The 22,796-nt window shown below is 59.0% G+C and carries 23 protein-coding genes, 1 tRNA gene and 2 pseudogenes; 13 read left to right on the forward strand and 13 right to left on the reverse strand.

Translation table 11 applies throughout. The features are described from left to right. Positions 1 to 140: 140 nt before the first annotated feature. Entirely contained in the window at positions 141 to 875 is a 735-nt protein-coding gene (locus tag LZK81_RS22490; protein ID WP_233954738.1) for an NADPH-dependent F420 reductase, read from the reverse strand. 135 nt (positions 876 to 1,010) lie between these two features. Between LZK81_RS22490 and LZK81_RS22495 the strand changes: the two genes are divergently transcribed. Then, the gene (locus LZK81_RS22495; protein ID WP_046628720.1) at positions 1,011 to 1,394 is read left to right on the forward strand and encodes a winged helix-turn-helix transcriptional regulator; all 384 of its coding nucleotides are present in this window, start codon (positions 1,011 to 1,013) and stop codon (positions 1,392 to 1,394) included. Positions 1,395 to 1,492: 98 nt separating this feature from the next. Here LZK81_RS22495 and LZK81_RS22500 read toward each other — a convergent pair whose 3' ends face one another. Then, on the reverse strand, positions 1,493 to 2,137 hold the full coding sequence (locus LZK81_RS22500; protein ID WP_233954739.1) for a TetR/AcrR family transcriptional regulator: 645 nt from the start codon (positions 2,135 to 2,137) through the stop codon (positions 1,493 to 1,495). A 125-nt stretch (positions 2,138 to 2,262) separates the two neighbouring features. Between LZK81_RS22500 and LZK81_RS22505 the strand changes: the two genes are divergently transcribed. Both LZK81_RS22505 and LZK81_RS22510 read left to right on the forward strand, forming a co-directional pair. Continuing rightward, positions 2,263 to 3,141, forward strand: coding sequence for an SDR family oxidoreductase (locus LZK81_RS22505; RefSeq protein ID WP_233954740.1), 879 nt, complete (start codon positions 2,263 to 2,265; stop codon positions 3,139 to 3,141). A gap of 157 nt (positions 3,142 to 3,298) precedes the next feature. Beyond that, positions 3,299 to 3,444: pseudogene (locus tag LZK81_RS22510) on the forward strand (integrase); the annotation flags it as partial. A gap of 50 nt (positions 3,445 to 3,494) precedes the next feature. Here LZK81_RS22510 and LZK81_RS22515 read toward each other — a convergent pair. From LZK81_RS22515 to LZK81_RS22525, 3 genes are all read right to left on the reverse strand, one after another. Beyond that, positions 3,495 to 4,658: a mandelate racemase/muconate lactonizing enzyme family protein gene (locus LZK81_RS22515; RefSeq protein ID WP_233954742.1), complete on the reverse strand. Its 1,164-nt coding sequence runs from the start codon at positions 4,656 to 4,658 to the stop codon at positions 3,495 to 3,497. A gap of 110 nt (positions 4,659 to 4,768) precedes the next feature. Beyond that, positions 4,769 to 5,854 (reverse strand): tartrate dehydrogenase, encoded by a 1,086-nt coding sequence (locus LZK81_RS22520; protein WP_046604590.1) that lies wholly within the window; start codon positions 5,852 to 5,854, stop codon positions 4,769 to 4,771. Between the two features lie 300 nt (positions 5,855 to 6,154). Then, positions 6,155 to 7,036 carry a tripartite tricarboxylate transporter substrate-binding protein gene (locus LZK81_RS22525; RefSeq protein ID WP_233954743.1) on the reverse strand — a complete coding sequence of 294 codons (882 nt, stop codon included), beginning with the start codon at positions 7,034 to 7,036 and terminating at the stop codon, positions 6,155 to 6,157. A gap of 208 nt (positions 7,037 to 7,244) precedes the next feature. Here LZK81_RS22525 and LZK81_RS22530 point away from each other — a divergent pair, with 208 nt between their 5' ends. Then, positions 7,245 to 8,150 carry a LysR family transcriptional regulator gene (locus LZK81_RS22530; RefSeq protein ID WP_046604172.1) on the forward strand — a complete coding sequence of 302 codons (906 nt, stop codon included), beginning with the start codon at positions 7,245 to 7,247 and terminating at the stop codon, positions 8,148 to 8,150. Positions 8,151 to 8,475: 325 nt separating this feature from the next. On the opposite strand, the gene LZK81_RS22535 is transcribed toward LZK81_RS22530, so the two are convergent. The 5 genes from LZK81_RS22535 to LZK81_RS22555 form a co-directional block, all read right to left on the reverse strand. Continuing rightward, positions 8,476 to 10,113: an FGGY-family carbohydrate kinase gene (locus LZK81_RS22535; RefSeq protein ID WP_233954744.1), complete on the reverse strand. Its 1,638-nt coding sequence runs from the start codon at positions 10,111 to 10,113 to the stop codon at positions 8,476 to 8,478. A 52-nt stretch (positions 10,114 to 10,165) separates the two neighbouring features. Further along, positions 10,166 to 10,894 (reverse strand): SDR family oxidoreductase, encoded by a 729-nt coding sequence (locus LZK81_RS22540; RefSeq protein WP_046668777.1) that lies wholly within the window; start codon positions 10,892 to 10,894, stop codon positions 10,166 to 10,168. 21 nt (positions 10,895 to 10,915) lie between these two features. Next, on the reverse strand, positions 10,916 to 12,166 hold the full coding sequence (locus tag LZK81_RS22545) for a sugar ABC transporter permease (RefSeq protein ID WP_233954746.1): 1,251 nt from the start codon (positions 12,164 to 12,166) through the stop codon (positions 10,916 to 10,918). After that, positions 12,163 to 12,981, reverse strand: coding sequence for an ATP-binding cassette domain-containing protein (locus LZK81_RS22550; protein WP_233954748.1), 819 nt, complete (start codon positions 12,979 to 12,981; stop codon positions 12,163 to 12,165). The genes LZK81_RS22545 and LZK81_RS22550 overlap by 4 nt, the downstream gene beginning before the upstream one ends. 73 nt (positions 12,982 to 13,054) lie before the next feature. Then, positions 13,055 to 14,086, reverse strand: a complete 1,032-nt coding sequence (locus LZK81_RS22555; protein WP_418936510.1) for a sugar ABC transporter substrate-binding protein — start codon at positions 14,084 to 14,086, stop codon at positions 13,055 to 13,057. Positions 14,087 to 14,383: 297 nt separating this feature from the next. Between LZK81_RS22555 and LZK81_RS22560 the strand changes: the two genes are divergently transcribed. The 5 genes and pseudogenes from LZK81_RS22560 to LZK81_RS22580 all read left to right on the forward strand — a co-directional run bounded on the left by LZK81_RS22560 (position 14,384) and on the right by LZK81_RS22580 (position 17,175). Beyond that, positions 14,384 to 15,430 carry a LacI family DNA-binding transcriptional regulator gene (locus tag LZK81_RS22560; RefSeq protein WP_233954750.1) on the forward strand — a complete coding sequence of 349 codons (1,047 nt, stop codon included), beginning with the start codon at positions 14,384 to 14,386 and terminating at the stop codon, positions 15,428 to 15,430. A 96-nt stretch (positions 15,431 to 15,526) separates the two neighbouring features. Beyond that, positions 15,527 to 15,670, forward strand: a pseudogene (locus tag LZK81_RS22565) (ANTAR domain-containing protein); the annotation flags it as partial. A gap of 281 nt (positions 15,671 to 15,951) precedes the next feature. Next, complete coding sequence (locus LZK81_RS22570; protein ID WP_233954752.1) at positions 15,952 to 16,233, forward strand: hypothetical protein; 282 nt, start codon at positions 15,952 to 15,954, stop codon at positions 16,231 to 16,233. Between the two features lie 55 nt (positions 16,234 to 16,288). Continuing rightward, on the forward strand, positions 16,289 to 16,453 hold the full coding sequence (locus LZK81_RS22575) for a hypothetical protein (protein ID WP_233954753.1): 165 nt from the start codon (positions 16,289 to 16,291) through the stop codon (positions 16,451 to 16,453). A 410-nt stretch (positions 16,454 to 16,863) separates the two neighbouring features. Beyond that, entirely contained in the window at positions 16,864 to 17,175 is a 312-nt protein-coding gene (locus LZK81_RS22580; protein ID WP_233954754.1) for a hypothetical protein, read from the forward strand. Positions 17,176 to 17,425: 250 nt separating this feature from the next. On the opposite strand, the gene LZK81_RS22585 is transcribed toward LZK81_RS22580, so the two are convergent. Together LZK81_RS22585 and LZK81_RS22590 are read right to left on the reverse strand one after the other, a co-directional pair. After that, positions 17,426 to 19,327 (reverse strand): hypothetical protein, encoded by a 1,902-nt coding sequence (locus tag LZK81_RS22585; RefSeq protein ID WP_233954756.1) that lies wholly within the window; start codon positions 19,325 to 19,327, stop codon positions 17,426 to 17,428. Positions 19,328 to 19,418: 91 nt separating this feature from the next. Next, positions 19,419 to 19,508 (reverse strand) — tRNA-Ser (locus tag LZK81_RS22590). 320 nt (positions 19,509 to 19,828) lie between these two features. Between LZK81_RS22590 and rplU the strand changes: the two genes are divergently transcribed. The 4 genes from rplU (at position 19,829) to LZK81_RS22610 (ending at position 21,791) form a co-directional block, all read left to right on the forward strand. Further along, positions 19,829 to 20,140 (forward strand): 50S ribosomal protein L21, encoded by a 312-nt coding sequence (rplU, locus tag LZK81_RS22595; RefSeq protein WP_007757413.1) that lies wholly within the window; start codon positions 19,829 to 19,831, stop codon positions 20,138 to 20,140. A gap of 32 nt (positions 20,141 to 20,172) precedes the next feature. Next, a complete protein-coding gene (rpmA, locus tag LZK81_RS22600) occupies positions 20,173 to 20,442 on the forward strand; it encodes a 50S ribosomal protein L27 (RefSeq protein WP_046606682.1) in 270 nt (89 codons plus the stop codon). Positions 20,443 to 20,571: 129 nt separating this feature from the next. Then, positions 20,572 to 21,207 carry a GNAT family N-acetyltransferase gene (locus LZK81_RS22605; protein WP_046606681.1) on the forward strand — a complete coding sequence of 212 codons (636 nt, stop codon included), beginning with the start codon at positions 20,572 to 20,574 and terminating at the stop codon, positions 21,205 to 21,207. Continuing rightward, entirely contained in the window at positions 21,204 to 21,791 is a 588-nt protein-coding gene (locus LZK81_RS22610) for a GNAT family N-acetyltransferase (protein WP_233954758.1), read from the forward strand. The genes LZK81_RS22605 and LZK81_RS22610 overlap by 4 nt, the downstream gene beginning before the upstream one ends. A 45-nt stretch (positions 21,792 to 21,836) precedes the next feature. Here LZK81_RS22610 and LZK81_RS22615 read toward each other — a convergent pair whose 3' ends face one another. After that, entirely contained in the window at positions 21,837 to 22,700 is an 864-nt protein-coding gene (locus tag LZK81_RS22615; RefSeq protein WP_046612081.1) for an endonuclease/exonuclease/phosphatase family protein, read from the reverse strand. Positions 22,701 to 22,796 lie beyond the last annotated feature (96 nt).

Below are 22,796 nucleotides of genomic sequence, written 5' to 3' on the forward strand. Positions count from 1 at the left end.
GTTGATGCATCTGCCCGAAAGCGGCCATCGCATTGATGTTTGAAGCCATGACATGTGTGCGCGGATATCGTCGGAAAAACTCGAGTCGCCATCACGGCGTGAAATTAGTCCGAGGATACCAACCTTCATCTCCTTATCGCTCAAGCGGTCCCGGCGCGGTTTTGGGCTACGATTTCATCGTGAGTAAGGCTGCCGCCTTTTTCCATGAAGACCTTGATCAGGGCCTCACGGTTACCTGCCGAGCATTTTTGGTCAGCTTTTTCTAGAGCCGTTTGCAGCTCTTCAGCAGTCAGTTCCGTGCAATAGGCAGGCGTGCCAGGCTGTTGTCGCCATGAGGTCGCGAGACCCCCGGCATCGAGAGCGTCGAAGCCCGTCGCCTCCACCAGTTGCATGACAATCGACTTCTTTTCGAGGTTATCACCCGCTACCGGAAGGGCGATGCGGCCGGGTTGCGACTTGTCTACGCCCTTTTCCGCGAGAGTCGCAGAAAGCGCCGCATTCCAAGCTTTAATGATCGGTCGGTTGATCTGCTCACTGATCCAGACCGCTTCCGGTTTGCCACCATCAACATCGGTGATCGCTCCGTCACGGAACGGATAGTAGTTGGACGTGTCTACGACAACGACGTTCTCGGGAACATTTGCGAATAAATTGGCAAGATCGCGATGAGCCGAAAACGGGATGGAAAGGATCACAATGTCCACCCCCGTCACGGCATCTTCCTTGGTCGTTGCCGTCGCACCAACTTCCGCGGCGAGATCGCGGATGGATTCCGGACCCTTTGAGTTAGCGAGCTTGACCTCGTGATCTGCGGCCGCGAGCTTGCGTGCAAGTGTCGCGCCGATGTTTCCTGCGCCGACAATCCCGATGTTCATATCATTTCCTTGCTGCGAATATTGGAATTAACGCACTCGAACGGAGGCCTGACTTGTTGTGCTCCGAAGAATAGGGTTAGCTACCGGATACGGCAAGAACCGACTAAAAGGTGGGTAACCTACCCAGAGGTATGTATGGCAGTTGAACGAGACTGGCGCTGCGAGGACCCGAAGCAGCGAATGATATGGGCGGCGGCAACCCAAGATGCTCTGCGGGTCCTTGAAGGGAAGTGGAAGATCGTCATCATCTGCCAGCTCTTCGCCGCAAAGGGTCCGCTAAGATTCTCGGAACTCGAAAAGCGCGTCGAGGGCGTGAACCAGAAGATGCTGATCCAGCAACTCAAGGAGTTGGAGAAGGATGGTATCGTGACAAGAACCGTCTATCCACAGGTGCCGCCAAAGGTCGAATATGCACTGAGTGATATGGGGATCGCACTCGGTCCGTCCATGGCGGAACTAATCGACTGGGCGTTCATGCGACGTGATGCGCGTGCCGCAACGTCGCAAGATCCGGCGTAAGCGACCAGCATATTTCGGTGACTGCCCGCTGTGCATCGCCAGATCAAAAGGAAGCCGTTGCGTCGAGCCGCGCTGGCCGAGATCGTCTACACCGCCGCTTAACGAAATTCAGGTTCAGGCGACGTGATCAACGCATCCTCAAGCAACACCTTGGCTGCATCGCGGTTTGCCTCCACTATGGCAGGATCGCGCGTCGATTGCGCGATCACGATCGCGCCTTGGAAGAGCGACAGGATCTGGATCACGGCTCTTTCGGGTTTGCTTAATGCCAAAGGCTCGATGAGTGACGCAACAAATTCATGTAAGCCCTTAAAATACGCGGCGATGGTTGCCTGCACGTCTGGGGAGTTAGCCTCCGGCCCGAACTCGGCCAGTCCTTTCACGAAGGGACAGCCGCGGAAAGAAGGCGCACGGAACGGTTCCTCTAACGCATCAAAGATGGCGAGGACACGCTCCAGCGGCGACAGCCCGGCTCTTTCAGTCGAGGTTGCGAGCATCTGAAACCAGGTGTCAGTTTTGTAACGCAAATAGGTAGCGATCAGGTCTGCCTTTGATGGAAAGTGCTTGTAGAGCGTCATCTTCGCCACGCCGCTTTCGGCAATGATGCGGTCTATCCCAACTGAGTGGATGCTGAACCGGTAAAACAGGTCCGACGCCGTCTTCAATATACGTTCTCGCGGGGCAAGGGCGTTGAGCGGCTGCCCCTCTACATCCACGAACTCAAGCATGCCGCGCGTTTCCATCCTTCGTCACCTCAGATTCTTCGTACACTGATATACAGACTATTCTGTCAATTTAAAGATTGCAAATACATACAGGTCTGTCTATGTGGATGCGGCGCCCTTGGATTTCAGAGAAAGGACTTAAGATGAACAGAAAAGTCGTTGTTGTGACCGGCGCGAGCAGTGGTTTTGGGAAACTGACAGTATTGGAGCTCGCCAGGCGGGGTCATACGGTGGTTGCGACCATGCGAGACGTCGAAGGAAGAAATGCCAAGGTCCGGAGCGAGCTCATCGACGCGGCGAAAGCTGAAGGGCATGTATTGCACGTCCTTGAAGTGGATGTCGCCGACGAGGCATCGGTCAATTCCGCGATCGAGCAGATCATCAGGCAGCACGGAAAAATCGATGCCCTGATCAACAACGCGGGAACGATGGCCGTCGGGATCACGGAAGCCTATACGGTCGCGGACGTCGAACGGCAATTTGCGGTCAATTTCTTTGGCGCCCTACGGGCCGACCGCGCCGTACTACCGCACATGCGTGCCGCCGGCAGCGGACTTCTCGTTCATGTGACATCCCTGATGGGCCGCGTGATTTTTCCGTTCTTCGGCGTTTATTCTGCGAGCAAGTTCGCGCTCGAGGCGCTTGCCGAAGCCTATCGGTACGAACTGAAGGGTTTTGGAATTGACTCCGTCATCGTCGAGCCAGGGCCATTCCCTAGCAACCTTATCTCGTCGAGCCCGGAGCCCTCCGACCAGGCCGTGCTTACATCCTACGGCGAGGTCGCGGCGATCCCCGGTCAGATCAAGGCCCACGCCAACGACGGACGCGACGAGGCTAATCCGCCACGGCCCCAACGTGTGGCCGATGCCATTGCGCAGTTGGTCGAGGCCACGGAACGGCGTCCATTGCGCACGGTCGTCATGCCTGAAGGCATGGATCTCGGTGTCCAGCGGTTGAACGAAGCCGTAAGCCCAATTCAGAACGACCTGCTCACTTCGCTCGGCATGTCGAGCATGATTTGACACTCTTCGGCTGGCGGGTGGTGCCACCTGCCGCCCATTGAGGGGGCCACTCGGGCCTGCATGTGAGATAAAGGGTCGCAGTAGCTTCGCTGCGCGTAGGGTGTCTGAGGCCAGTGCTACCGCCGGAAGGCGCTATTGCCGCCTGACGGCGGCATAGATGACCTGGAACGCCGGCCGAAAGTCGGCGTCAAGAAGCCCCTGAAGCAGCGCCAGATTTGGGCGATCCGCTTCCTCCTCGACCGGGAGGGGCGCATGAGAGATCGCGCGCTGTTTGATCTCGCGATCGACAGTAAGCTCCAAGGCAAGATGTCCTGAGAAGGAGCGGGCGAGGCAGTCCCCCGCTCCGCGTCTTGTTATTCCGCTAGTTCCCGCATCACCTTGATGAGGTCGGACTTGCCTTCGAAGCCGATGCCGGGAAGGTCCGGCATCACGATGTGGCCGTTCTCGACCTTGACACCGTCCGGGAAGCCCCCGTACGGCTGGAATAGGTCCGGATAGCTCTCGTTGCCCCCTAGCCCCAGCCCGGCTGCAATGTTGAGCGACATCTGGTGCCCTCCGTGCGGGATGCAGCGCGACGGCGACCAGCCGAACTGGCGCAGGACGTCCAGAGTACGGAGGTATTCTACGAGCCCATAGGAAAGGGCGCAGTCGAACTGCAAATAGTCGCGATCGGGCCGCATTCCGCCGTAACGGAGCAGGTTGCGAGCATCCTGATGCGAAAAAAGGTTTTCGCCGGTCGCCATCGGCGCGTCGTAGAACTCCGAGATGGCAGCCTGCAGCGCATAGTCCAGAGGATCGCCGATCTCCTCGTACCAGAAGAGCGGATATGCGTGGAGCATCTTCGCGTAGGCGACGCCCGTCTCCAGGTCGAAGCGGCCGTTCGCGTCAACGGCGAGGCGCGCCTCGGAGCCAATCTCTTCGAGAACCGACTCAATCCGGCCCCGGTCTTCGTCGATCGAGGCGCCGCCGATCTTCATCTTGACGACATTGTACCCGCGGTCGAGGTATCCGCGCATTTCCTTGCGCAGCGCGCTGTTGTCCTTCCCAGGATAATAGTAGCCGCCTGCCGCATAGACGAAGACCTTCGGGTTAGCTTCACGACCCTTCATTTTGGCGAGGAGTCGAAAGAGCGGCTTGCCTTCGATCTTGGCGACAGCGTCCCAAACGGCCATGTCGATGGTGCCGACGGCCACCGAACGCTCGCCGTGACCGCCAGGCTTCTCGTTCTGCATCATCGTCGCCCAGATCTTGTGCGGATCGAGATTGGTACCGGCGTCGTTCATCAGGCCATCCGGAGACGCTTCAAGAATCCGATCCTTGAAGCGCTCGCGGATGAGGCCGCCTTGGCCGTAACGCCCGTTCGAATTGAAACCGTAGCCGACAACGCGCCGGCCGTCCTTCACGACGTCCGTCACGACGGCGACGAGGCTGGCCGTCATCTTCGAGAAATCGATATAGGCGTTGCGGATAGGCGAAGCGATCGGTTTCGTAACTTCGCAGACGTCGATGATACGCATCATGTACTCCGTTGGATAGAAAACGTTGATATCAGTATTGAGCTTTGAGGGTCGTGGCAGTGATCCGTCGGGGGGCCTCGCCGCGCTGCCCGTCAACCACCGCTTCGCGCTCAGATGAGGAAGTCGGCCACGGCCTTTCCGGATGTCACGGTATTGGCAGTTCCACCGAGATCCCGCGTCCGCAGCCGTGAATCGGCGAGCGATCCTTCGATTCCCGCCATGATGGCATCAGCCGCTTCCTGCTCACCTAGATGCTCCAGCATCATGGCCGCGGACCATATTTGGCCGATGGGGTTGGCAACGCCTCTCCCGGCTATATCAGGTGCCGAACCATGTACTGGTTCGAACAGCGATGGGAACTTTCTCTCTGGATTAATGTTGCCGGAGGGTGCTATTCCGATCGTTCCAGTGCAGGCAGGCCCGAGGTCCGAGAGGATGTCACCGAACAGGTTGGAAGCGACGACCACGTCGAACCTGTCGGGATTGAGCACAAAATGCGCGCACAGTATGTCGATGTGGTACTTGTCCCAAGTGATGCCAGGGTAAGATCTCGCCATCTCTTCGACGCGCTCGTCCCAATAGGGCATCGTGATCGAAATCCCATTCGACTTGGTCGCTGAGGTCAATCTTTTCCTTGGGCGCTTATGGGCCAACTCGAACGCGAACTTAAGAATCCTGTCGACGCCGATCCTAGTCATCACAGTCTCCTGGACGACGGTTTCTCGGTCGGTGCCGGGGAATATCTTGCCGCCGATCGAAGAATATTCTCCCTCCGTGTTCTCCCTGACCACGTAGAAGTCAATGTCACCTGGACCACGACCTGCCAAAGGAGAGGCCACTCCCGGCATCAGCCGGCATGGCCTCAGACTCACGTACTGGTCGAACTCGCGACGGAACTGGATCAAAGAGCCCCACAGCGAGATATGATCGGGAACAACTTCAGGCCAGCCGACTGCCCCAAAAAAGATGGCGTCGTGGCCGCCGATCCGAGCCTTCCAGTCCTTGGGCATCATCTGCCCATGCTTCAAATAGTAGTCGCATGAGGCGAAATCGAAGGAGTCGATCTGCAACTCGAATCCGAACTTCTTCGCCGCGGCTTCCAAGATTCGTAGCCCTTCAGGTACGACCTCCTTGCCGATGCCGTCGCCGGCGATGGAGGCGATCCTGTAGATCCTGTTCGTTTTTTGGTTGGTCATGCCTGTCTCCAATCGATCAGTCTTCTTCTACGAAGTACGCCGACGAGGGTTCCGAGGGGGGCTCCGACAAAGCAAAAGAGAACATTGTACGGAGTCAGGGCTGCGCTCAAACCGAGTGCCGAGTTGCTGATGAAGTCCATTTCGTCAAACTCCAATCCGCGGCCCGAAGAGCCGGACGGGAAGGCCGAGGAGACCGAAGCTCAACCCGGTCGCTAACAACAGGAGCGACGCCGCGAGGTTTTTTATATCCATTGGAACACCTGGTGTCGGCCCAGGAAATCCTGAGCCCACAGTCCGACCTCAGTCGGCGAACTGGCCGGCGGCCTTGATGATCGGATCCCACCGCTTGATTTCGCTGTCCAGCTTCGTGTGGAGGGCGACGGGAGTTGCTTGTTCCTTGGTCGCCGGAATAGTCGCGATCTGGGCAAAGCGTTCTTTGAGCGTCGCGTCCTCCATTGCGGATCGCAAAGCTGACGAGAGCTTGTCTACGATCTCCTTGGGAGTGCCCTTCGGAGCATAGACGCCGTGCCAGACGCCAAGTTTGAACGTGGGCAAGCCCGCCTCCGTCGTGGTCCTCACATCCGGAAGCGTTTCGGCTCTCTCGTCGCTCGTGATCGCGTACGCCTTGACCTGATTCTGGGTGATCGGGCCAACTGTGTTCGTCGCCTGATCGCAAGTCATGTCGATCTGTTTGCCGATTAGATCGGTCATGATGGGGCCGTTGCCCTTGTATGGGACCGTGGTCATCTGTGTGCCGATCGTTGACATGAAGAGCGTGCCGCACAGATGGGAGGCAGCCCCAAGTCCGGCATGAGCGTAGGTGACGTTGGTGCCCTTCTGCTTGATAAAGGCAAGAAGGTCTTCGAAGGACTCCGGCCCCAGGTCGGCGCGAGAGATGACCGTCATAGGGGCATCACTGACAAGACCAATGGGCTCGAAGGCCTCGAGCGGCTTGTAGGGGAGCTGGCGATAGAGAGCAGGCGCCGTTGCCATCCCAATATGGTGGACCAGGATGGTGTAGCCGTCCGGGTCTGCGTCGGCGACACGACGGGCACCGATGGTGCCGCCTGCACCCGCCACGTTTTCGATCACGATCTGCTGGCCGAGCGACTTTGACATCGCGACGGCGGTAAGCCGTGCGATCGTGTCGGTGGGGCCTCCTGCCGCATATGGCACCACCATGAAGATGTTTCGGTCCGGATAGTCGGCTCCCGAAGACAGGGGTGACGGAAACCGCAAGCGCGGCTATAGTGAGAGCGGGCTTCATTTCTTTCCTCCTCTTTTTGCCGTTGACGTCAACAACGGCACTCCTTCGCGAACCTTTGCCGACCACCGGTTGACGGTCCAATGCCGATTCGGCTTCATTTGATGCCGACGACGAGGAGATGAGATGGATACCGCCTGGCTTGCCGATTTGCGTGCACTCGCCGAGACCCTTAACTTTTCAAGAGCTGCAGAGCTCCGAAACATCACACAGCCGGCCTTCGGAAGAAGAATCCGTGCGCTCGAAGACTGGAGCGGGACACCGTTGGTCGACCGCTCCACGCACCGCCTGAAGATCACTCCCGCCGGAGAGATCGTGCTTTCGGCAGCCGCCGATGTACTACAACGCATCGAAAGGGCGAGACACGAGCTTGAACAGACACGATCGGCCAGCGCGACGCTGACGTTCGCCGCGACCCACGCTTTATCGTTTACGTTCTTTCCAGGCTGGGTCCAGAGCCTGGGCTCTTCCACCACGACGGTGCCGATACGCCTCCTGTCCGACAATATGAACGAATGCGAGAAGATGATGGCGGACGGACGCGCTCAGTTTCTGCTCTGTCATCACCATCCGGACAGCGAGATCCGACTGCACGACACCGATTTCAAGCATGTCCAATTGGCTAGCGATCTTCTAATACCGATCGCGATGCGCTCCGACAGCGGGGAACCGACCTACAAACTTCCTGGAACGCCTGAAGACCCCGTCCCGCATATCGCTTTCGACGAAAAGTCTGGCATGGGACGGATACTGGCAGCCACCATCCCAACTCGGGCGGGACACCTGAAGCTGGTTCGGGTATTCACCTCCCACCTCGCGATGGTCTTGAAGGCTCTGGCGATGGAGGGAAAGGGCGTTGCGTGGATTCCACAGAGTCTGGCGGCTGCAGAATTGGCTAGCGACGGCAAACTCGCCATTGCGGGCGATGAAGAATGGACAGTTGCCGTCCAGATCGTTCTCATCCGTCCCCGGACGAGAATGACGGAACTCGCGGAGCAGTTTTGGTCGACGGTGATGGCTGCACGGAAGTAACTTCATGCGATTTGAGCCGTTAGGCCCTTAGAGGAACCAAACGATGTCCCCACGGAGCGCCAGCCCCATGCGCTGGGTGCTCAACTATGGCGGGGTGCGGCCCCAAAGCGGACATCGAAATTCGCGTTGAGGAACGGCTATTTTGCGCGCCCATTGCGGTCATTTAAACCGGCCTTGCAATTTCCCGGAAGCTGCGGGCCCGCTTGGCTTGCAATCCGACCATCAGCATAGTGCGGTCCGACGGGAAGACAGGAAGCCTTCTTCGCCACTACTTTGCCGACGGCGACTTCGCGACCGCTAGCAGCTTGGGTAACTTCGAGCAAAATCAACTATCTTTCAACCCTCTGGCCAGCTTCTGCAATTCCGAAAAGGCGAAGTAGCGTTTGGCATGGATCTCCGCCAGTTCGCCCCCCGTTGGCCTGAAAACATGCGAAAGGTTGCAGAAACTTTTCATCGCCGAGACTACGTCCGGAAAGGCGCCGCCTGCGACCGCTCCAAGGACAGCCGAACCCAAGAGAACCGGCTCTTCCGATAGGGTCCCGATCACCGGCGCGCCACAGGCGTCGGCAAGTATCTGTCGGACCAGTTCATGCTGCCCCGCACCACCGCTGATGACGACGTTTTCGATATGTGCACCGGCTTCAGCTTGGGCCTCGATGATCTGTCGCAGACCGTAACCGATGCCACAGAGCCCCGCCACATACAGCGCGACGAGACTGCCAAAATCGCGCTCCATGCCAAGGCCTGCGATCACCGCTCGGGCATGGGGATCAGCAAAAGGCGCACGGTTGCCAAGAAATTCTGGAACGACATGCAGGCCGGTCGCCAGACGTACGACCTCCGAAGTGGTGCCGGCTTTTTCAGCGGCTGCATCAGCGATCAGGACCGGCAGCGGCACACGTCGCTGCTCTGCTATCCCATTCGCGTCTGCTGCGGCAGGATGAAAGGCCAGCAATTGATCGATCGCGGCGCCGGCGGCACTTTGTCCCCCTTCATTGAGCCACATGCCAGGCACCATGGCTGAATAATACGGTCCCCAAACGCCCGGCACAAAGACGGGCTCGACGGTGGATGTCATGGTACAGGACGAGGTTCCGAAGACATAGGCGAGATTGGCTGCCGGACGGCCACCGATACCAACAGTGCCGATCCCGCCAGCATGGGCATCGATCATACCAGCGGCGACAGCAGTTCCTGGCTGCAATCCCATGGCCTTCGCGGCCTCCGCCGTCAGCCCCTGCCCCAGCGGTGTCCCTGGCTCGACGATGCGTGTGCCGATCCGCGCGAAACCTTCGTCAGCAAGCGGCCCGAGACCGATCTCTTGGAAATAGGTCGGGTCCCATCTTCGCTCGTGGGCAAGATAGGTCCATTTGCAGGTCACGGTGCAGGTGGAGCGCGCAAGGTCGCCGGTTGCCTTCCAGGTGAGGAAATCGGCGAGGTCGAAAAATTGCCACGCCGCATCGAACGTTTCCGGACGATTCTCCTTCAGCCAAAGGATCTTCGGTGTCTGCATCTCGGGGGAAATCCGTCCGCCCACATATCGCAGGACATCGTGCCCCATATCGTTGATCCGTTCCGCCTGGGCGACGGCACGGTGGTCCATCCAGACGATAATGTCGCGGTTGGGATCCACTGATGCACCAACAGCGAGAGGACGCCCGCCTTCGCCGAGCACGACCAGCGAGCACGTTGCATCAAAACCAAGACCAATGATCGCCGCCGTATCCACCCCGGCAGCCATGACCACCTCGCGGACAACCGTACAGACGGCGTCCCAGATTTCGGTACTCGACTGCTCGGCAATGGTGCCGGCCTCCCGGAAGAGGGAGATATCGCGCTTGGCCACCGCCAGCAGCCGGCCCGAAAGATCAAAGAGCCCGGCACGCGCGCTTCCAGTGCCGACATCGACGCCGATGAGATAGCGTGAGGCGGCGGGCGCTGTGGTGTTCGCTGCGTCGATCATGGTGTTGGCTCTTGCAGATCTTGGGATATCGGGAAGGTGCCGTCGGCGCCGATCAGAGATCAACGCTGTTGGGCAGGATGACGAGGTCGCGGATGGTGACGTTGCGAGGGCGAGACAGCATGAAGAGGACAGCATCGGCCACTTCCTTCGGTTGCATCAGACTGCCATTCGCCAACGCTTCCTCCATCTTGGCCTTCGGCCAGTCATCGAGCAGAGCGGTGACCACGGGACCGGGCAGAATTGCGCCCACGCGCACCCCATCCTTTGCGACCTGTCGGCGGGTCGAATGGACAAAAGCCTGAACAGCGAATTTCGATGCGGTGTAGATCGGCTCCCACACAACCGGCACCACACCGGCAATAGAACTCGTGAACAGGATATCGCCTGACTTTTGCGCGATCATATGTGGCAGCACCGCGTGAACCGAGCGGAAAGCGGCATTGATATTGAGGTTGAGCATCCGGTCCCAGGCATCCGGATCGCCTTCCGCGACCGGACCGCCGATATAGCCACCGGCATTGGCATGGAAGATGTCGAGACCGCCGGCAATCTCAAGAATGCGCGGCAGGATACCGGACAACTCCTTGCCGTCGAGCAGATCGACCACCAACGGTTTAGCGCGGTCTCCGAGTTCCGAGCACAGCGCTTCGAGCTTGTCCTTTGCCCGGTCGATCAGCACCACGGTTGCGCCTTCCCTCAAGAGGGTGCGGGCACATTCCAGACCAATGCCCGATGCGGCGCCGGTGATTGCGGCAACTTTGCCCTTCATCAGTTCAGCCATGAGATTTCCTCCAGTTTATTGTTAGGCACGGCCATGGCTGACACGCGAACGGCGCGCAAGCGAGTCGACGATGACGGCAATCGCAAGCACCGCGCCGGTGATCATGTAGCGCAGGGACGAATTGAGATTGAGCAGGGTAAGGCCATTGGAGATCGCCTGGATGACGATGATGCCGAGCAGCGCCGAATAAGCGCTGCCACGACCGCCAAACAGGCTTGTCCCGCCGATGACGGCTGCCGCGATCGCATTCAGGTTGACATCGCCGGTGCCGGCCTGCTGACTGGATGATGCCAGGCGAGATGCCGAGAGGATGCCGCCGAGGGCGCCCAAGGTCGAGCACAACATGAAGGCGCTCAGGTAGATGCGACGGACATTGATGCCCGAGCGGCGGGCCGCTTCACGATTTCCGCCGACCGCGAACATCGACCGCCCCCACTGCGTCTTCGTCAGTGCATAGTTCAAGATGACGGCCAGCGCCACGAACAGGCCGAACATCCACGGCACACCGCGGCCAAGGTTCAAATAATAGACGGCGAATTCCAGAGCGACCGTCAGCACGGCAACCTTGATCAGGAGATTGCTCAATGGTTGCGAGGAGAGGTTGACCGATTGCCTGCGCTTGCGAATGGCAAAGCCGGCAATGACCATGATGAGACCCGGCACCAACGCCAGAATGTGCGACATCCAATCCGGCATCACCAGGATCTGACCGAAGCGCACCAGGGGCGAGGCATAGGGAAGATTGATGCTCCCGGTCGGGCCAAGGATATAGAGTTGCAAACCGAGAAGTGCGAGCAGTCCTGCAAGCGTGGCAACGAAACTCGGCATGCCCAGTCGGTTGTACATCAGAGCGTAGAGCGCGCCGACAAGAGCGCCAGTCGCGAGCGCCGCGAAGATCGCGACGATGACAGGCAGACCTGAATTGACCCAGAGCACACCGATAATAGCCGATGACAGGCCGCTCATCGAGCCGACTGACAGGTCGATCTCGCCCAACAGCAGGACGCAGACGATGCCGAGCGAGATGATGCCGACGGTCGCGCAGTCGAACAGCAGGTTCACGAGATTGTTCGGTGCCAGGAAGATCGGATTGAGGATGCTGAAGACCGTTGAGATGACGACCAGCCCTACCGCCACCGGCAGCATGCCCAGATCGCCGGATCGCACGCGATCAACGAAACTCCTGAGCATGCCGCTCAGGCCATCGTCATGCTTGACCCTGATGTCGCTGCGGTCGAGCGCCTGATCCTTGTTTGACATATTCTGGCTCATGCGGCGCTCCCGCTGGTTTCGGTATGGCCCGTCTTGCGGTCCAGACGGCGCGACACGGAGTTTTCCGTGGCTCCAGTGATGGATGCGACGAGTTCCTGATTGGATGCGTCGGGGCTGAAGATGCCGTTGTTGCGCCCCAGGCGCAGGACGACGATGCGGTCGGCAACCGCACGCACATCTTCCATGTTGTGGCTGATGATAATGACGCCCAATCCGCGATCGCGGACGCGTTCGATGAGGTTCAGAACCTCGGCCGTCTGCGCCACGCCGAGAGCCGCGGTTGGTTCGTCGAGCATGATGATTTTCGGGTCGAGAAGCAGGGATCGCGCGATGGCAACTGTCTGGCGCTGGCCGCCCGACAGCGAAGCAATCGGCTCTCGCACCGATGGAATGCGCGCCGCCAACTCCTTCAGAAGCGTCCAAGCGCGGACTTCCATGGCGATCTCGTCGAGATTCCACGGCGACAGTTCGTGACCCAGGAAAAGATTGGCGACGACGTCGAGATTTTCGCAGAGGGCTAGATCCTGGAACACTGTAGCAATGCCGAGTTCCAGCGCACGGCTTGGACTGTCGAGCGATACTTCCCGTCCGCAGAACTCGATTTTACCGGACGATGGCTGGTGCACTCCGGCCAGAACCTTGATCAGGGTTGACTTTCCCGCGCCATTGTCTCCGACGAGCGCAACGACTTCGCCGGCACGCACTTCCAGATCAATATCGGTCAGCGCCGACACCGCACCAAAGTTTTTCGAGATATTGCTGAGCCGGAGAATGGGACTGCCCTTCTCCGGGTCCGCCTTGTGTTCTTGCACCATGGCTTGACGCTCTTTTTAGGTTCGGGGGCATGTCCGGCCGGGCATCGGCGCGGCCGGACATCTCGATAGAAGGTTACTTGGTAATGCCGAGCTTCTTGCAGCCTTCGGCATATTCACCGGTGCAGACCTCTTGGGCAGTCTGGATCTTCTTGTCGAAGATTTCCGCCTTGATGTTGTCCGCAGTCACGACGGCGGGCACGAAGAGCTCGGACGGCGTGTCGTAAAGCGAGGTCTTCGCCTGCGGCTTTTCGCCCTTCAGAAGCTGTACCGCCACCTTGGCGGCAGCGGCCGCCACGATTTCCGACGGTTTGGAAATCGTGTTGTACTGGTCGCCGGAGATGATCAGCTGCAAGGCCGCGATCGTCGCGTCGTTGCCGGTGACGGGCGGAACAGGGTTTACGCCTGCAGCCTTGAAGGCAGCGATCGCGCCGCCGCCCGTGCCGTCATTGGCGGCGACAACGCCCTTGATAGCTGCACCAAAGCGAGTGATCTGGCCGGCAGCCCATTCCTGGGCCTTCGGCGGTGCCCATTCGGGCGTATCGAATTCCGCCAGTGTCTTGTAGCCGGAATCCTTCAGGCCCCGATGGATACCGTCACGGATAAGACCGGCCGCCGCGTCGGTGGGAGAGCCGTTGATTTGCAGCACGCCGGCGCCTTCTGCAACGCCGCGTGCCTTGAGATGCTGGACCAGCGACCGGGCGATGGCATGGCCGATGCCTTGATTGTCGAACGACACGTAGAAATCCGCCGGCTTGGCGGGGATCGGACGGTCATAGGCAATCACCTTGACGTCCTGGGACTGCGCGATCTCGACGAGCGCGGCGGCTGCAGCCGAGTCAACCGGGTCGAGCACGATAACCTTGGCGCCCTGAGCGATGACCGAATTGAACTGCTGCTGCTGAAGCGCCGTGTCGGCATTGGCATTCTGGTAGATGACCTTGCATTTCGGGCAGAGCTTTTCCATCTCCGCCTTGAAGCCCGGATAGTCATGGTTCTCGTAGCGCGTCGACGCCTGGTCCGGCATCAGGAATGCGACGGTAGCCGCCTCCTGCGCATAGGCCGAACCGGCAAACATGGCGGCGGCAGCGGCCGACACCATCATCATTGAACGGAATTTCATGGTTTCCTCCTTTTGAATGAATAAACACGTGTTGAGGTACGCGCTCCGGTTTCATGCCCAAGCCTCTCCTCCAGCCTTGCCGCAACAGGCGGCAAAGCATGGAGATCACTGTCCCCGCCGAACGGATCGGCGCGGTCATGATCGTGGATTATCCCGGATGCCTCCCTGATCGACCCTCCACAGCCAACCAAATTCATCGATTGCGCAACCATGCTCAATCGATGAAGCAGAATTGCCACCTTCCTTCAATAATGTCAAGCTGTGATCGAAGTGGAGATATGAGTGAATCAGGACAGGCCGACAAAAAAGATTACGATCTATGACCTGGCCGAGCTTGCGGGAACGTCGGCCAGCGCTGTCAGCGCCGTGTTGAACGGGAACTGGAAAAAGCGCAGGATCAGCAGTCAATTGGCAGAGAAGATCACCCGGCTAGCGGAGGAGCAGGGTTATGCCATCAACATGCAGGCCAGCCTGCTTCGGAGGGAGAAGTCGAAGATCATCGGCATGATCGTGCCCAAATATGACAACCGCTATTTCGGATCGATCGTCGAGACCTTCGAAACCATGGCACGCGAGCGGGGTCTCTTCCCGATCATCACCTGCACACGCCGCGACCCTGAATTGGAGGTCGAAGCGGCCCGGACCATGCTTTCCTATCAGGTCGAATGGCTGGTTTCGACCGGCGCCACGGATCCCGACCGCATCAGTGATCTCTGCGGAGCCGCGGGCGTCGGAAGCCTCAACCTCGATCTGCCCGGCACCAAAGCGCCTTCCATCATCTCCGACAATTTCACCGGCGCCCGAGAATTGACGCGGCGCATTCTCGTCAACAGCGAACGTAAGCTGGGCGTAGCGCGCCCGCTTCTCTTCATCGGCGGCCGCGGTAGCGATCACAACACCGCGGAGCGCGTTCGCGGCTTTCGCGCGGCCCATGCCGATATTGGTGTACCGATCGACGAAAGCCATATCCTGACCTGCGGATACGCACCGGAAAAAGCCGAGACGTCCCTTCAAGCGCTGGCCAGGGCGGAAGGTGAGCTGCCGAGCGGCATGTTCGTAAATTCCACAATTTCGCTCGAAGGTGTCATGCGGTGGATCAAGCGCTCCGGCCACTATGCCAATCACACGCCTGTCATGGGCTGCTTCGACTGGGATCCCTTCGCGGCACTGCTCGGCGACCAGATTGAGATGGTGCGACAGGACGTCCAGGGCATGCTGACCGCCGTATTCGAGGTCATCGACCACGGAGCCAAGGGCGCCTCGCTGATCGAGATCCCGCCTATCTTTGTCGATAGCGACTATGCACTCATCAATGATCCAACGGCGTGACGCAAGTTACGGAAAGCGAGCACGTTGTGGGAACAGTGCTCGCCATTGAGGATGATCAATGCGACTGGCGGCGTACTTGGCAAGCCAGTCGCCCCCGTAGCCGCGCTGCGAACAATGAATGGTCTTGACGAAGAAGCCGCCTACAAGCTGCTTCGCGATCGGACGACGGCGAAACGGGTGCCGGTGGCGACCGTCGCGGAATCGATCATCGCGGCCGTTCACTTCGAAGACACCGTCTAACTCGACCATCAATGAACTGGGTGCGACGAATCTCGATTCTTCCTAGGGCTAAGGGCCTGACCACGTCTACAGGTTGTTCTGTAGACTCCCCCATCCCGCTAGCCCCACATCGTCGTCGTCGCGAATCCTGTTCAATCCACGACAGCACATGTTCAGAGCTGGGGTATGGAGCAAAGGGTTGAATAACCATCTTTTAGCGAATGCGAACGACGGCATCCGTTTTCGATAGCCCAAGAGCAGACGGTCCGCCTCCGCCCCCAAAGCGGAAATGATTTCCGCTCTTGATCACACCCCTCAGAGACGTCGGTCAGACGGGGAGTGCAACCTTCGTTGCCTGCCCCGACAACCTGGGGCATGTTCCAGACGTGGGCGATAAGAAGCATCTGGGTGGGGCGTTGTCGGCGAATTTCGATCATCTGAAAGAGATCAGCCCTGAACTGCATCGCCTTGGTGTGCTCGCCGAGCGTTTCTTCGCAGAAGACGCCAACACCTCGCTGATCAAAAGCCGTCAGTTCGGCGAATACATGGTAAAGGAGATCGCAGACGCTCTCCGGCGTCTATGATGCCGCCGCCCGTGAGACGACGCATGATCTTCTCCGGCGCCTCGCCACCCAGCAGGTGCTGCCGCGCGATGTGGCAGATATTTTCCATGCGGTGCGCAAGAGCGGCAATGAGGCCACGCACAAGCACGCCGTCATGCCGCTACGAGCTGGCGGCGTGCTCGAGCCTGTCGGCCAGCGACCGTACCGCGATATAGGTCGTCATCCGTCGCGGACACGTTGAGACCACAGCGCCTCAAAGTGCCGGCGCTTTGAAACAAATTGCGGTCATTCGATTCAAAGCAAACGGCTCGGGATTCAAAACACTCGGCAAACGATTCTCATTTCCGAGCGAACGATTCCGCCTTCAGCGCCAACGATTCCAAAACGCGGATTTCCGATTCAGAAATCAGCGCGGGTGCTCGTAGAGACTTCTTCAGGCTCCGCCTGGCCGCCCACTATCATTCCACACACGTCACCAGCAACCTGTCTAAATGTCCCGGCAAATCGAGACAAATTGCGCTCATCCGATTCGAAGTCATGGAATTCCGATTCAGAACATCATGATTCCGTTTCCGCAACAAACGGCTTGCGCCGGTCCGCCGGTCCTCTGACCATTGAAGGTATCACCAACGACATCAAAGGGAGGAACAGATGGCACGACAGCCGCAGCGCGAGCGGAATGCGAAGCAGAGGGAGAGGCAGCAGCAGCTCCGGGACCGGCACAAGGCCGAGCGGCGCCCGGATCGCGACGACGTCGCCCGCCTGTTGCTGGCCTGGTCGATCAGTGCGCACCTGAAAGAGGGGCGGGCAGATCGCGTTGACCAACTTGGCGATATCCTGGTCGAAAAACTGCTCGACCAGGGCTTTGACGAGCGGGCGTCATACGAGGTCTTCGATGCGCTCGTCGATCGCTATCGCCACGACGACAGTCCCTTCCGTCGCAAAGTTCGCCTTCGAGCCTGACGATTTCAATCTTACAAGATTGACGACTTATGGCACGTGACGGTGCCTGTTGTTGCAAACGGCGTTCTCTTACAGGGACTTCGTCCCCCCGTTACTTCGTGAAACGCCGTTTGCTTCTGAATCGATTTTCCGAAGTTTCAGGCCTCGGTCTCGCAGGTGCGCACCTGAGCAGCAGGCAATCGGATCGCCCACGCCTCTCCATGGAACGCGTGCGCTTTCGCTTGGCCGATCCACACACGCGTCCAGGAAATCATTTCCGCTTCGGCGGTCCCGCAACCCTGCCATTTTTGGCGATCTCGTCGAAATCCAGCCCTCGGAAGATCGAGTAGTCGATTTCAGGATCAAGCGGCAGGATTTTAAGTTTCCGTGCTTCCTTTTCCGTCGCGACGTCAAACCCGTAAAGATCATGCTCATCGCTGCCGGTACTGTGTCCGGCCTGCACGCGGCGGTCGCGCGGATCGACGCCCGAGTCTCGCATGTCTTGGATGTTGCCGCTTCGTAGCGAGTGGAATACCTCCCGCCGACCGAAACTCTCCTCGCCCGACTTGCCCTTGATCCCTGCTCTTTTGAACAGACGCTGCATATAGGACGAGCCGCTTTTGCTCGGATCCACCAGTTTCATGATGTTGGGAAAGAGGAAATTCGATCCTTGACGTGTTGCCCAGTCGATAAAACCGATTTCGTTAAGGAAGCCGTGGAGTACGAAGTAACGCTCACTATCCTGCGTCTTGACGGGAACGGTGGTCCAGGAACCGTTGACGTTTGACAGACGCGTTACCTGGCCAACCCAGACGTCTGGAAACTGCTCGCGGATATGGGTGCCTCGCAGATGGATCAGCAGGCCAAGTCGTCGTGATGTCAGATGCCCGAGGAGCGGAAGCATGATGTCCTCCATCAACCCGGACTCGACGCCCTCACGGAATAGCGCGTTCATCTTAGAGGTGCCAATGGGCGTCGCTTTCCGTGGGCTTGCTGCCGTCTTCGGAAAGGTCAGCCGCGCACCGGCAAAAGGATCGGTGAAACCGCCCCCTGTAATGGATGATCTGACCGCCGCTTTGACGACGGCGAGATAGCCTTCCTTCAATGTCTTCTCGGCCAAAGGCTTCAGGTGAAGGTCCTTGTTGTCCTCGATGACCTGCCAGGGCGAGAGATTTGGATCGCGCTGATTATTGTCTCCCGGCCAATACTGCATGTGATTGATGAAGGCCTGAAGATCGGCGGCAACATAGGTGTCGACGCAATGATCACCGATCAGTTCGACAAAGAGCGCGAGACGGCTCTCCGCCGTGGCCAGATCCCGCTCGATATTGGCGCCGCCTGAAAGCCTTCGCGTCGCAAGATAGGTCGGGATCACGTCACTCAGTCTTAACTGGGATGACTGTGGCCGCTTGACCGATCGGCGGTCCAGCTCGAAAGCCGGGATTAATTTTCCTTCTGCATCGCGAGGGCGATCGGGGCCGCTCCATGCAGGAGGCTCAGCGACGAGGGCTTGATGGACGTCGGGCTGGCTCGTCTTCACCAGCGGTGCCGGCGTTAAGTTGACGGCAACGTTCGGCTTCGGATCCATGAGCGCGGATGAGTTCGAGAGCTTGGCGATCGCCGATTGCTTCAGCATCTCGGCATGGCCGATGATCAGTTCGTTGAAGGGCTCGCCCCTCGCCTGTTTCTCCAGTTCGCGACTAAGATTGACGAGGTCGCGAATGCCCGCGGTCTTCTGCAGTTCCTCGGCGGCGATTGGCGCCTCCGGCCCCTCGATCATTCGCAGGTATGCTTTCAGCTCGCCTTTCATCTCGATGATCTTTTCGAGCGCCTGCATCTCGCTATCGGCTGGGTCGTCTTCCTGCATGCCTCTGCCAAACCTCATCGAATCGAACATCAGCCTGGCCTTAGCCGCCAGAAGGTCGGCCAACAGCCTGGCTCGTCTATGGGAACAGGCCCCAAGGCTCAAACGCAGCGGCGGGATATCCCGCGTGCCGCCGCTCGCCTTGGGCATCTTAATCTGGAAGATGTAAACGGAACCTGATTTGGCCAGGTAGGAACCGGGACCTTTGCCTTGGCCCATTTTCTTTCGCGTTGAACGCGATGCCTGATTCGGTGATTCTGGCGATACCCCGACGTTTACCGGAAGGTGTACCGGGCGCGATACCCGCATGATTTTCGCTCCTCAGAAGCCGCGAGCGAACTGGCGATTAGCGAGGAAACCCAAGGAGTTACGGATATCTGGCGGAGAGTTACTCAACCTATGGCGGAGAGGGTGGGATTCGAACCCACGGTGCCCTCGCAGGCACGCCGCATTTCGAGTGCGGTGCTTTCGACCACTCAGCCACCTCTCCGCTTAAGACGTGACGACGCGTTGGTCAGCGCGGGCGTTCTCATAGCGGGCAAACATGGGGCTGGCAAGGGGCGAATATCAAGTCTTTACATCCTTTCGTCTTGACAGTTTTTTGTCGCTCGCGTATGTCCGCTCGCGATCAGGCGTGGAAAAGTGTCCATGCCTCTTTGTTTGTGTGGAGGTTGTTGGAACAGCCACGCGAATTCCACCGGCAGCAAGTTCCGGAAGATCACCTCTTTCGAAACCCTGCTAGAGCCCGACTGATAAAAAGACGGCCGCCTTTTCAAGGCAGAGCCGGAAACGAACATGAAAGGATAAAAAATGTTCGCAGTCATCAAGACCGGCGGTAAACAGTACCGCGTGGCAGCCAACGACGTGCTCACCATCGAGAAGCTGGAAGCCGAAGCTGGTTCTGTCGTAGAATTCAACGAAATCCTGGTTGTCGGCGTTGGTGCCGATGCCAAGTTCGGCGCTCCCTTTGTTGCGGGTGCGACGGTCAAGGCCGAAGTGGTCGAGCATAATCGCGGCAAGAAGGTTCTTTCCTTCAAGAAGCGTCGCCGTCAGAATTCCAAGCGGATTCGCGGCCATCGCCAGCATCACACGGTCGTCCGCATCACGGACATCTTGGCTTAACAACGGGTTTCGAAGGGTAAAGGAGAACTCCAATGGCACATAAAAAAGCTGGCGGTTCGTCGCGCAACGGTCGCGATTCGAATTCCAAGCGCCTTGGCGTGAAGAAGTTCGGCGGCGAAGCCGTCATTCCGGGCAACATCATCGTGCGCCAGCGCGGCACGCAGTGGCATCCGGGCGCCAATGTCGGCATCGGCACCGATCACACCATTTTTGCGCTTACCGAAGGCAATGTGAATTACCGAACCAAGGCCAATGGTCGCGTGTTCGTGTCCGTAATGCCGAAAGCCGAAGCAGCAGAATAAAGCCGGCAAGCGTTTTAAGCAGCCGGTGTCACATCGACCCGGCTGAACGCCCAAAGGTTCAGTCAGAAAAAAGGGAAGATGGGACACCACCATCTTCCCTTTTTCTTTTCCCCAACAGGAGGACTGAACATGCAAGGCGAACTACTGAGGGCGAGCCAATCCCGGCCGCCAGAGGACCGGTTAAGACCCGACCGGTCGAGAAGCGATTGCCCCGTCTTACTGTCGCAGAGGTTAGTTCTGCGCACCCCCCACGAAGAAGACATCGACGCACTTGCCCATCTCGCCAACAATGCGAATATCGCGACCATGGTGTCGCGTATGCCGCATCCCTATACGGCTAAGGACGCAGCCGATTTCGTGCGACGCACGAAGGCCGGCGAGATTGGCAAATGCGTCTACGCCATCACGCGAGGAGACAACGGCGCCTTTCTCGGTTGCTGCGCGCTCGAACCGCAACAGGACGAGAGAACGCTCGAACTCGGCTATTGGCTGGGCGAACCCCATTGGAACAGGGGTTATGCCACGGAAGCCGCCCATGCCCTGATCGACATGGCCTTCCGCACCCGCAACAACATCGACCATATCGATGCCCGTTGCCGGGTGACCAACATCGCCTCCCGGCGGGTGATCCAGAAATGCGGCTTCCAGTTCCAGGGCACCGGCATGATCGATTGCCTGGCGCTTGGCGGCATGGTCGCCGTCGAGTGGTTCCGGCTCGACCGCAAGACCTGGATGTCCTTGAGAAGCTGGGGAGAACTGCGATGAACGCCGCCGTCCTCCAGAAGACGAGTTCGACTGTCACGATGCCCGGCCCCTGCCCGGTCATCACCACGGAAAGGCTGGTTCTTCGCCCGCACAAGATCACCGACGCGACGGCGATTGCCGAATCGCTCTGCGATTTCAAGGTCGCCCGCATGCTGGCGCGAGTGCCGCAGCCCTATGACCGCCAGGACGCGCTGGATTGGCTCGTCCCGCATGCATCGGGCATCCTGCCGGACTGGACGCTGGCGATCACCACCGGTGACGATACCCATATCGGCGCCGTCTGCCTGGAGCCGAGACGCGGTCAATGGCGTCTTGGCTACTGGCTGAACCGGCTCTACTGGGATCGGGGTTACATGACCGAAGCGGTGGCCGGGGCGCTGGAACGTTTCTTCCGGCGGATGCCGGAAGCGCAGGTCTTTTCCGGCGCCTTTGCGGACAATCTGGCCTCGCTGAACGTCCAGAAGAAGCTCGGCTTCACCATCGTCGATGCGAACCAGCTCTTCAGCACGTCCCGCAACCGCCTGGTCCCGCATATCGAGACCATGCTTTTGCCCGAGGATTTCCGGCGGCCGGCCCGACCGTGACGCTCAGGTAACAAAGGCCCGGCGGAGGAAACTCCGCCGGATCACTCACTCGACCTCGACCCAGACCGGGAAATGGTCGGAACCAGGCGCCTCATTGTCGATCCAGGCGTTTTTCAGCCGCGGCACCAGCCCGGCATTCACGAAGCAATGATCGAGATGCATCTTTATCGGCCCGTCGCCCGGCGGCTTCGCCCAAGTATAGGTTTCCGGCGTCACCGATCCGAGGCGGTCCAGCACGTCGACGGGCTCGTTGGCGCGCAGGATGCGACCGTAATAACGGTCCCGCTGGCCGGCGAGCGCGATATATTCCGTCGATTCCGGCTCCATGTTGAAATCGCCCATCAGCAGGAAATCCTCCGGCAGCGGCAGATCGGGGAAACCCTCTTCGGCGGCACCGGTCAACGAGCCGCCCTCAGAGGTGAAGTTCACCACCCGCTCCTTGAGATAGCGGATCTGGCCGAGCCGTTCATCGGGAGAGACATGATCGAGGTGGACGGAATAGACACGAAGCGGCCCGCCGGGTGCGACGATGACCGCCTCCAGCGCTCCGCGCTGCAGGTTGAGCATCTCGACGGTGCGGCTGCGGGGCAGCAGAAGATGGCGGGTGGAAAGGATCGGCCAGCGCGACAGGATCATGTTGCCGAACTGGAAGCGGCGCTCGATACGGCGGCCGTTCTCGACCGAGACGTCGAGCAGCAGGTCGCAAGGTGCGCCATAGACATGAAAATGGTCCGGAAACAGATCCGAGAAACGGGCGACAAGATCCACATGGCCATTCCTGGGGAAACCGCGGGTCACTTCCTGAAGCGCGATCACATCCGCTCCCTCGATACTCGCGGCTATGCGTTCGGGATCGAACATACCATCCATGCCGATCCCGTATTGAATGTTATAGCTGACAAACTTCATGATATTCTTTGACCTCCGCCCCAACCGACGATATCGAAACCCCTATCGACATGCACTGAGCGCCCTACCTGAAGCGACAGGCATCCCGACTAACAC

Origin of the sequence: Neorhizobium galegae (genome assembly GCF_021391675.1) — a bacterium.
In the GTDB taxonomy this organism is placed as follows: domain Bacteria; phylum Pseudomonadota; class Alphaproteobacteria; order Rhizobiales; family Rhizobiaceae; genus Neorhizobium; species Neorhizobium galegae_B.

What these genes read in the sequence shown, in the direction of transcription:
- LZK81_RS22490 (WP_233954738.1), bottom strand. Translation starts at nt 875, where the DNA reads ATGAACATCGGGATTGTCGGCGCAGGAAACATCGGCGCGACACTTGCA.
- LZK81_RS22495 (WP_046628720.1), top strand. Translation starts at nt 1,011, where the DNA reads ATGGCAGTTGAACGAGACTGGCGCTGCGAGGACCCGAAGCAGCGAATG.
- LZK81_RS22500 (WP_233954739.1), bottom strand. Translation starts at nt 2,137, where the DNA reads ATGGAAACGCGCGGCATGCTTGAGTTCGTGGATGTAGAGGGGCAGCCG.
- LZK81_RS22505 (WP_233954740.1), top strand. Translation starts at nt 2,263, where the DNA reads ATGAACAGAAAAGTCGTTGTTGTGACCGGCGCGAGCAGTGGTTTTGGG.
- LZK81_RS22515 (WP_233954742.1), bottom strand. Translation starts at nt 4,658, where the DNA reads ATGCGTATCATCGACGTCTGCGAAGTTACGAAACCGATCGCTTCGCCT.
- LZK81_RS22520 (WP_046604590.1), bottom strand. Translation starts at nt 5,854, where the DNA reads ATGACCAACCAAAAAACGAACAGGATCTACAGGATCGCCTCCATCGCC.
- LZK81_RS22525 (WP_233954743.1), bottom strand. Translation starts at nt 7,036, where the DNA reads ATGGTGGTGCCATATGCGGCAGGAGGCCCCACCGACACGATCGCACGG.
- LZK81_RS22530 (WP_046604172.1), top strand. Translation starts at nt 7,245, where the DNA reads ATGGATACCGCCTGGCTTGCCGATTTGCGTGCACTCGCCGAGACCCTT.
- LZK81_RS22535 (WP_233954744.1), bottom strand. Translation starts at nt 10,113, where the DNA reads ATGATCGACGCAGCGAACACCACAGCGCCCGCCGCCTCACGCTATCTC.
- LZK81_RS22540 (WP_046668777.1), bottom strand. Translation starts at nt 10,894, where the DNA reads ATGGCTGAACTGATGAAGGGCAAAGTTGCCGCAATCACCGGCGCCGCA.
- LZK81_RS22545 (WP_233954746.1), bottom strand. Translation starts at nt 12,166, where the DNA reads ATGAGCCAGAATATGTCAAACAAGGATCAGGCGCTCGACCGCAGCGAC.
- LZK81_RS22550 (WP_233954748.1), bottom strand. Translation starts at nt 12,981, where the DNA reads ATGGTGCAAGAACACAAGGCGGACCCGGAGAAGGGCAGTCCCATTCTC.
- LZK81_RS22555 (WP_418936510.1), bottom strand. Translation starts at nt 14,086, where the DNA reads ATGATGATGGTGTCGGCCGCTGCCGCCGCCATGTTTGCCGGTTCGGCC.
- LZK81_RS22580 (WP_233954754.1), top strand. Translation starts at nt 16,864, where the DNA reads ATGGCACGACAGCCGCAGCGCGAGCGGAATGCGAAGCAGAGGGAGAGG.
- LZK81_RS22585 (WP_233954756.1), bottom strand. Translation starts at nt 19,327, where the DNA reads ATGCGGGTATCGCGCCCGGTACACCTTCCGGTAAACGTCGGGGTATCG.
- rplU (WP_007757413.1), top strand. Translation starts at nt 19,829, where the DNA reads ATGTTCGCAGTCATCAAGACCGGCGGTAAACAGTACCGCGTGGCAGCC.
- rpmA (WP_046606682.1), top strand. Translation starts at nt 20,173, where the DNA reads ATGGCACATAAAAAAGCTGGCGGTTCGTCGCGCAACGGTCGCGATTCG.
- LZK81_RS22605 (WP_046606681.1), top strand. Translation starts at nt 20,572, where the DNA reads ATGCAAGGCGAACTACTGAGGGCGAGCCAATCCCGGCCGCCAGAGGAC.
- LZK81_RS22610 (WP_233954758.1), top strand. Translation starts at nt 21,204, where the DNA reads ATGAACGCCGCCGTCCTCCAGAAGACGAGTTCGACTGTCACGATGCCC.
- LZK81_RS22615 (WP_046612081.1), bottom strand. Translation starts at nt 22,700, where the DNA reads ATGAAGTTTGTCAGCTATAACATTCAATACGGGATCGGCATGGATGGT.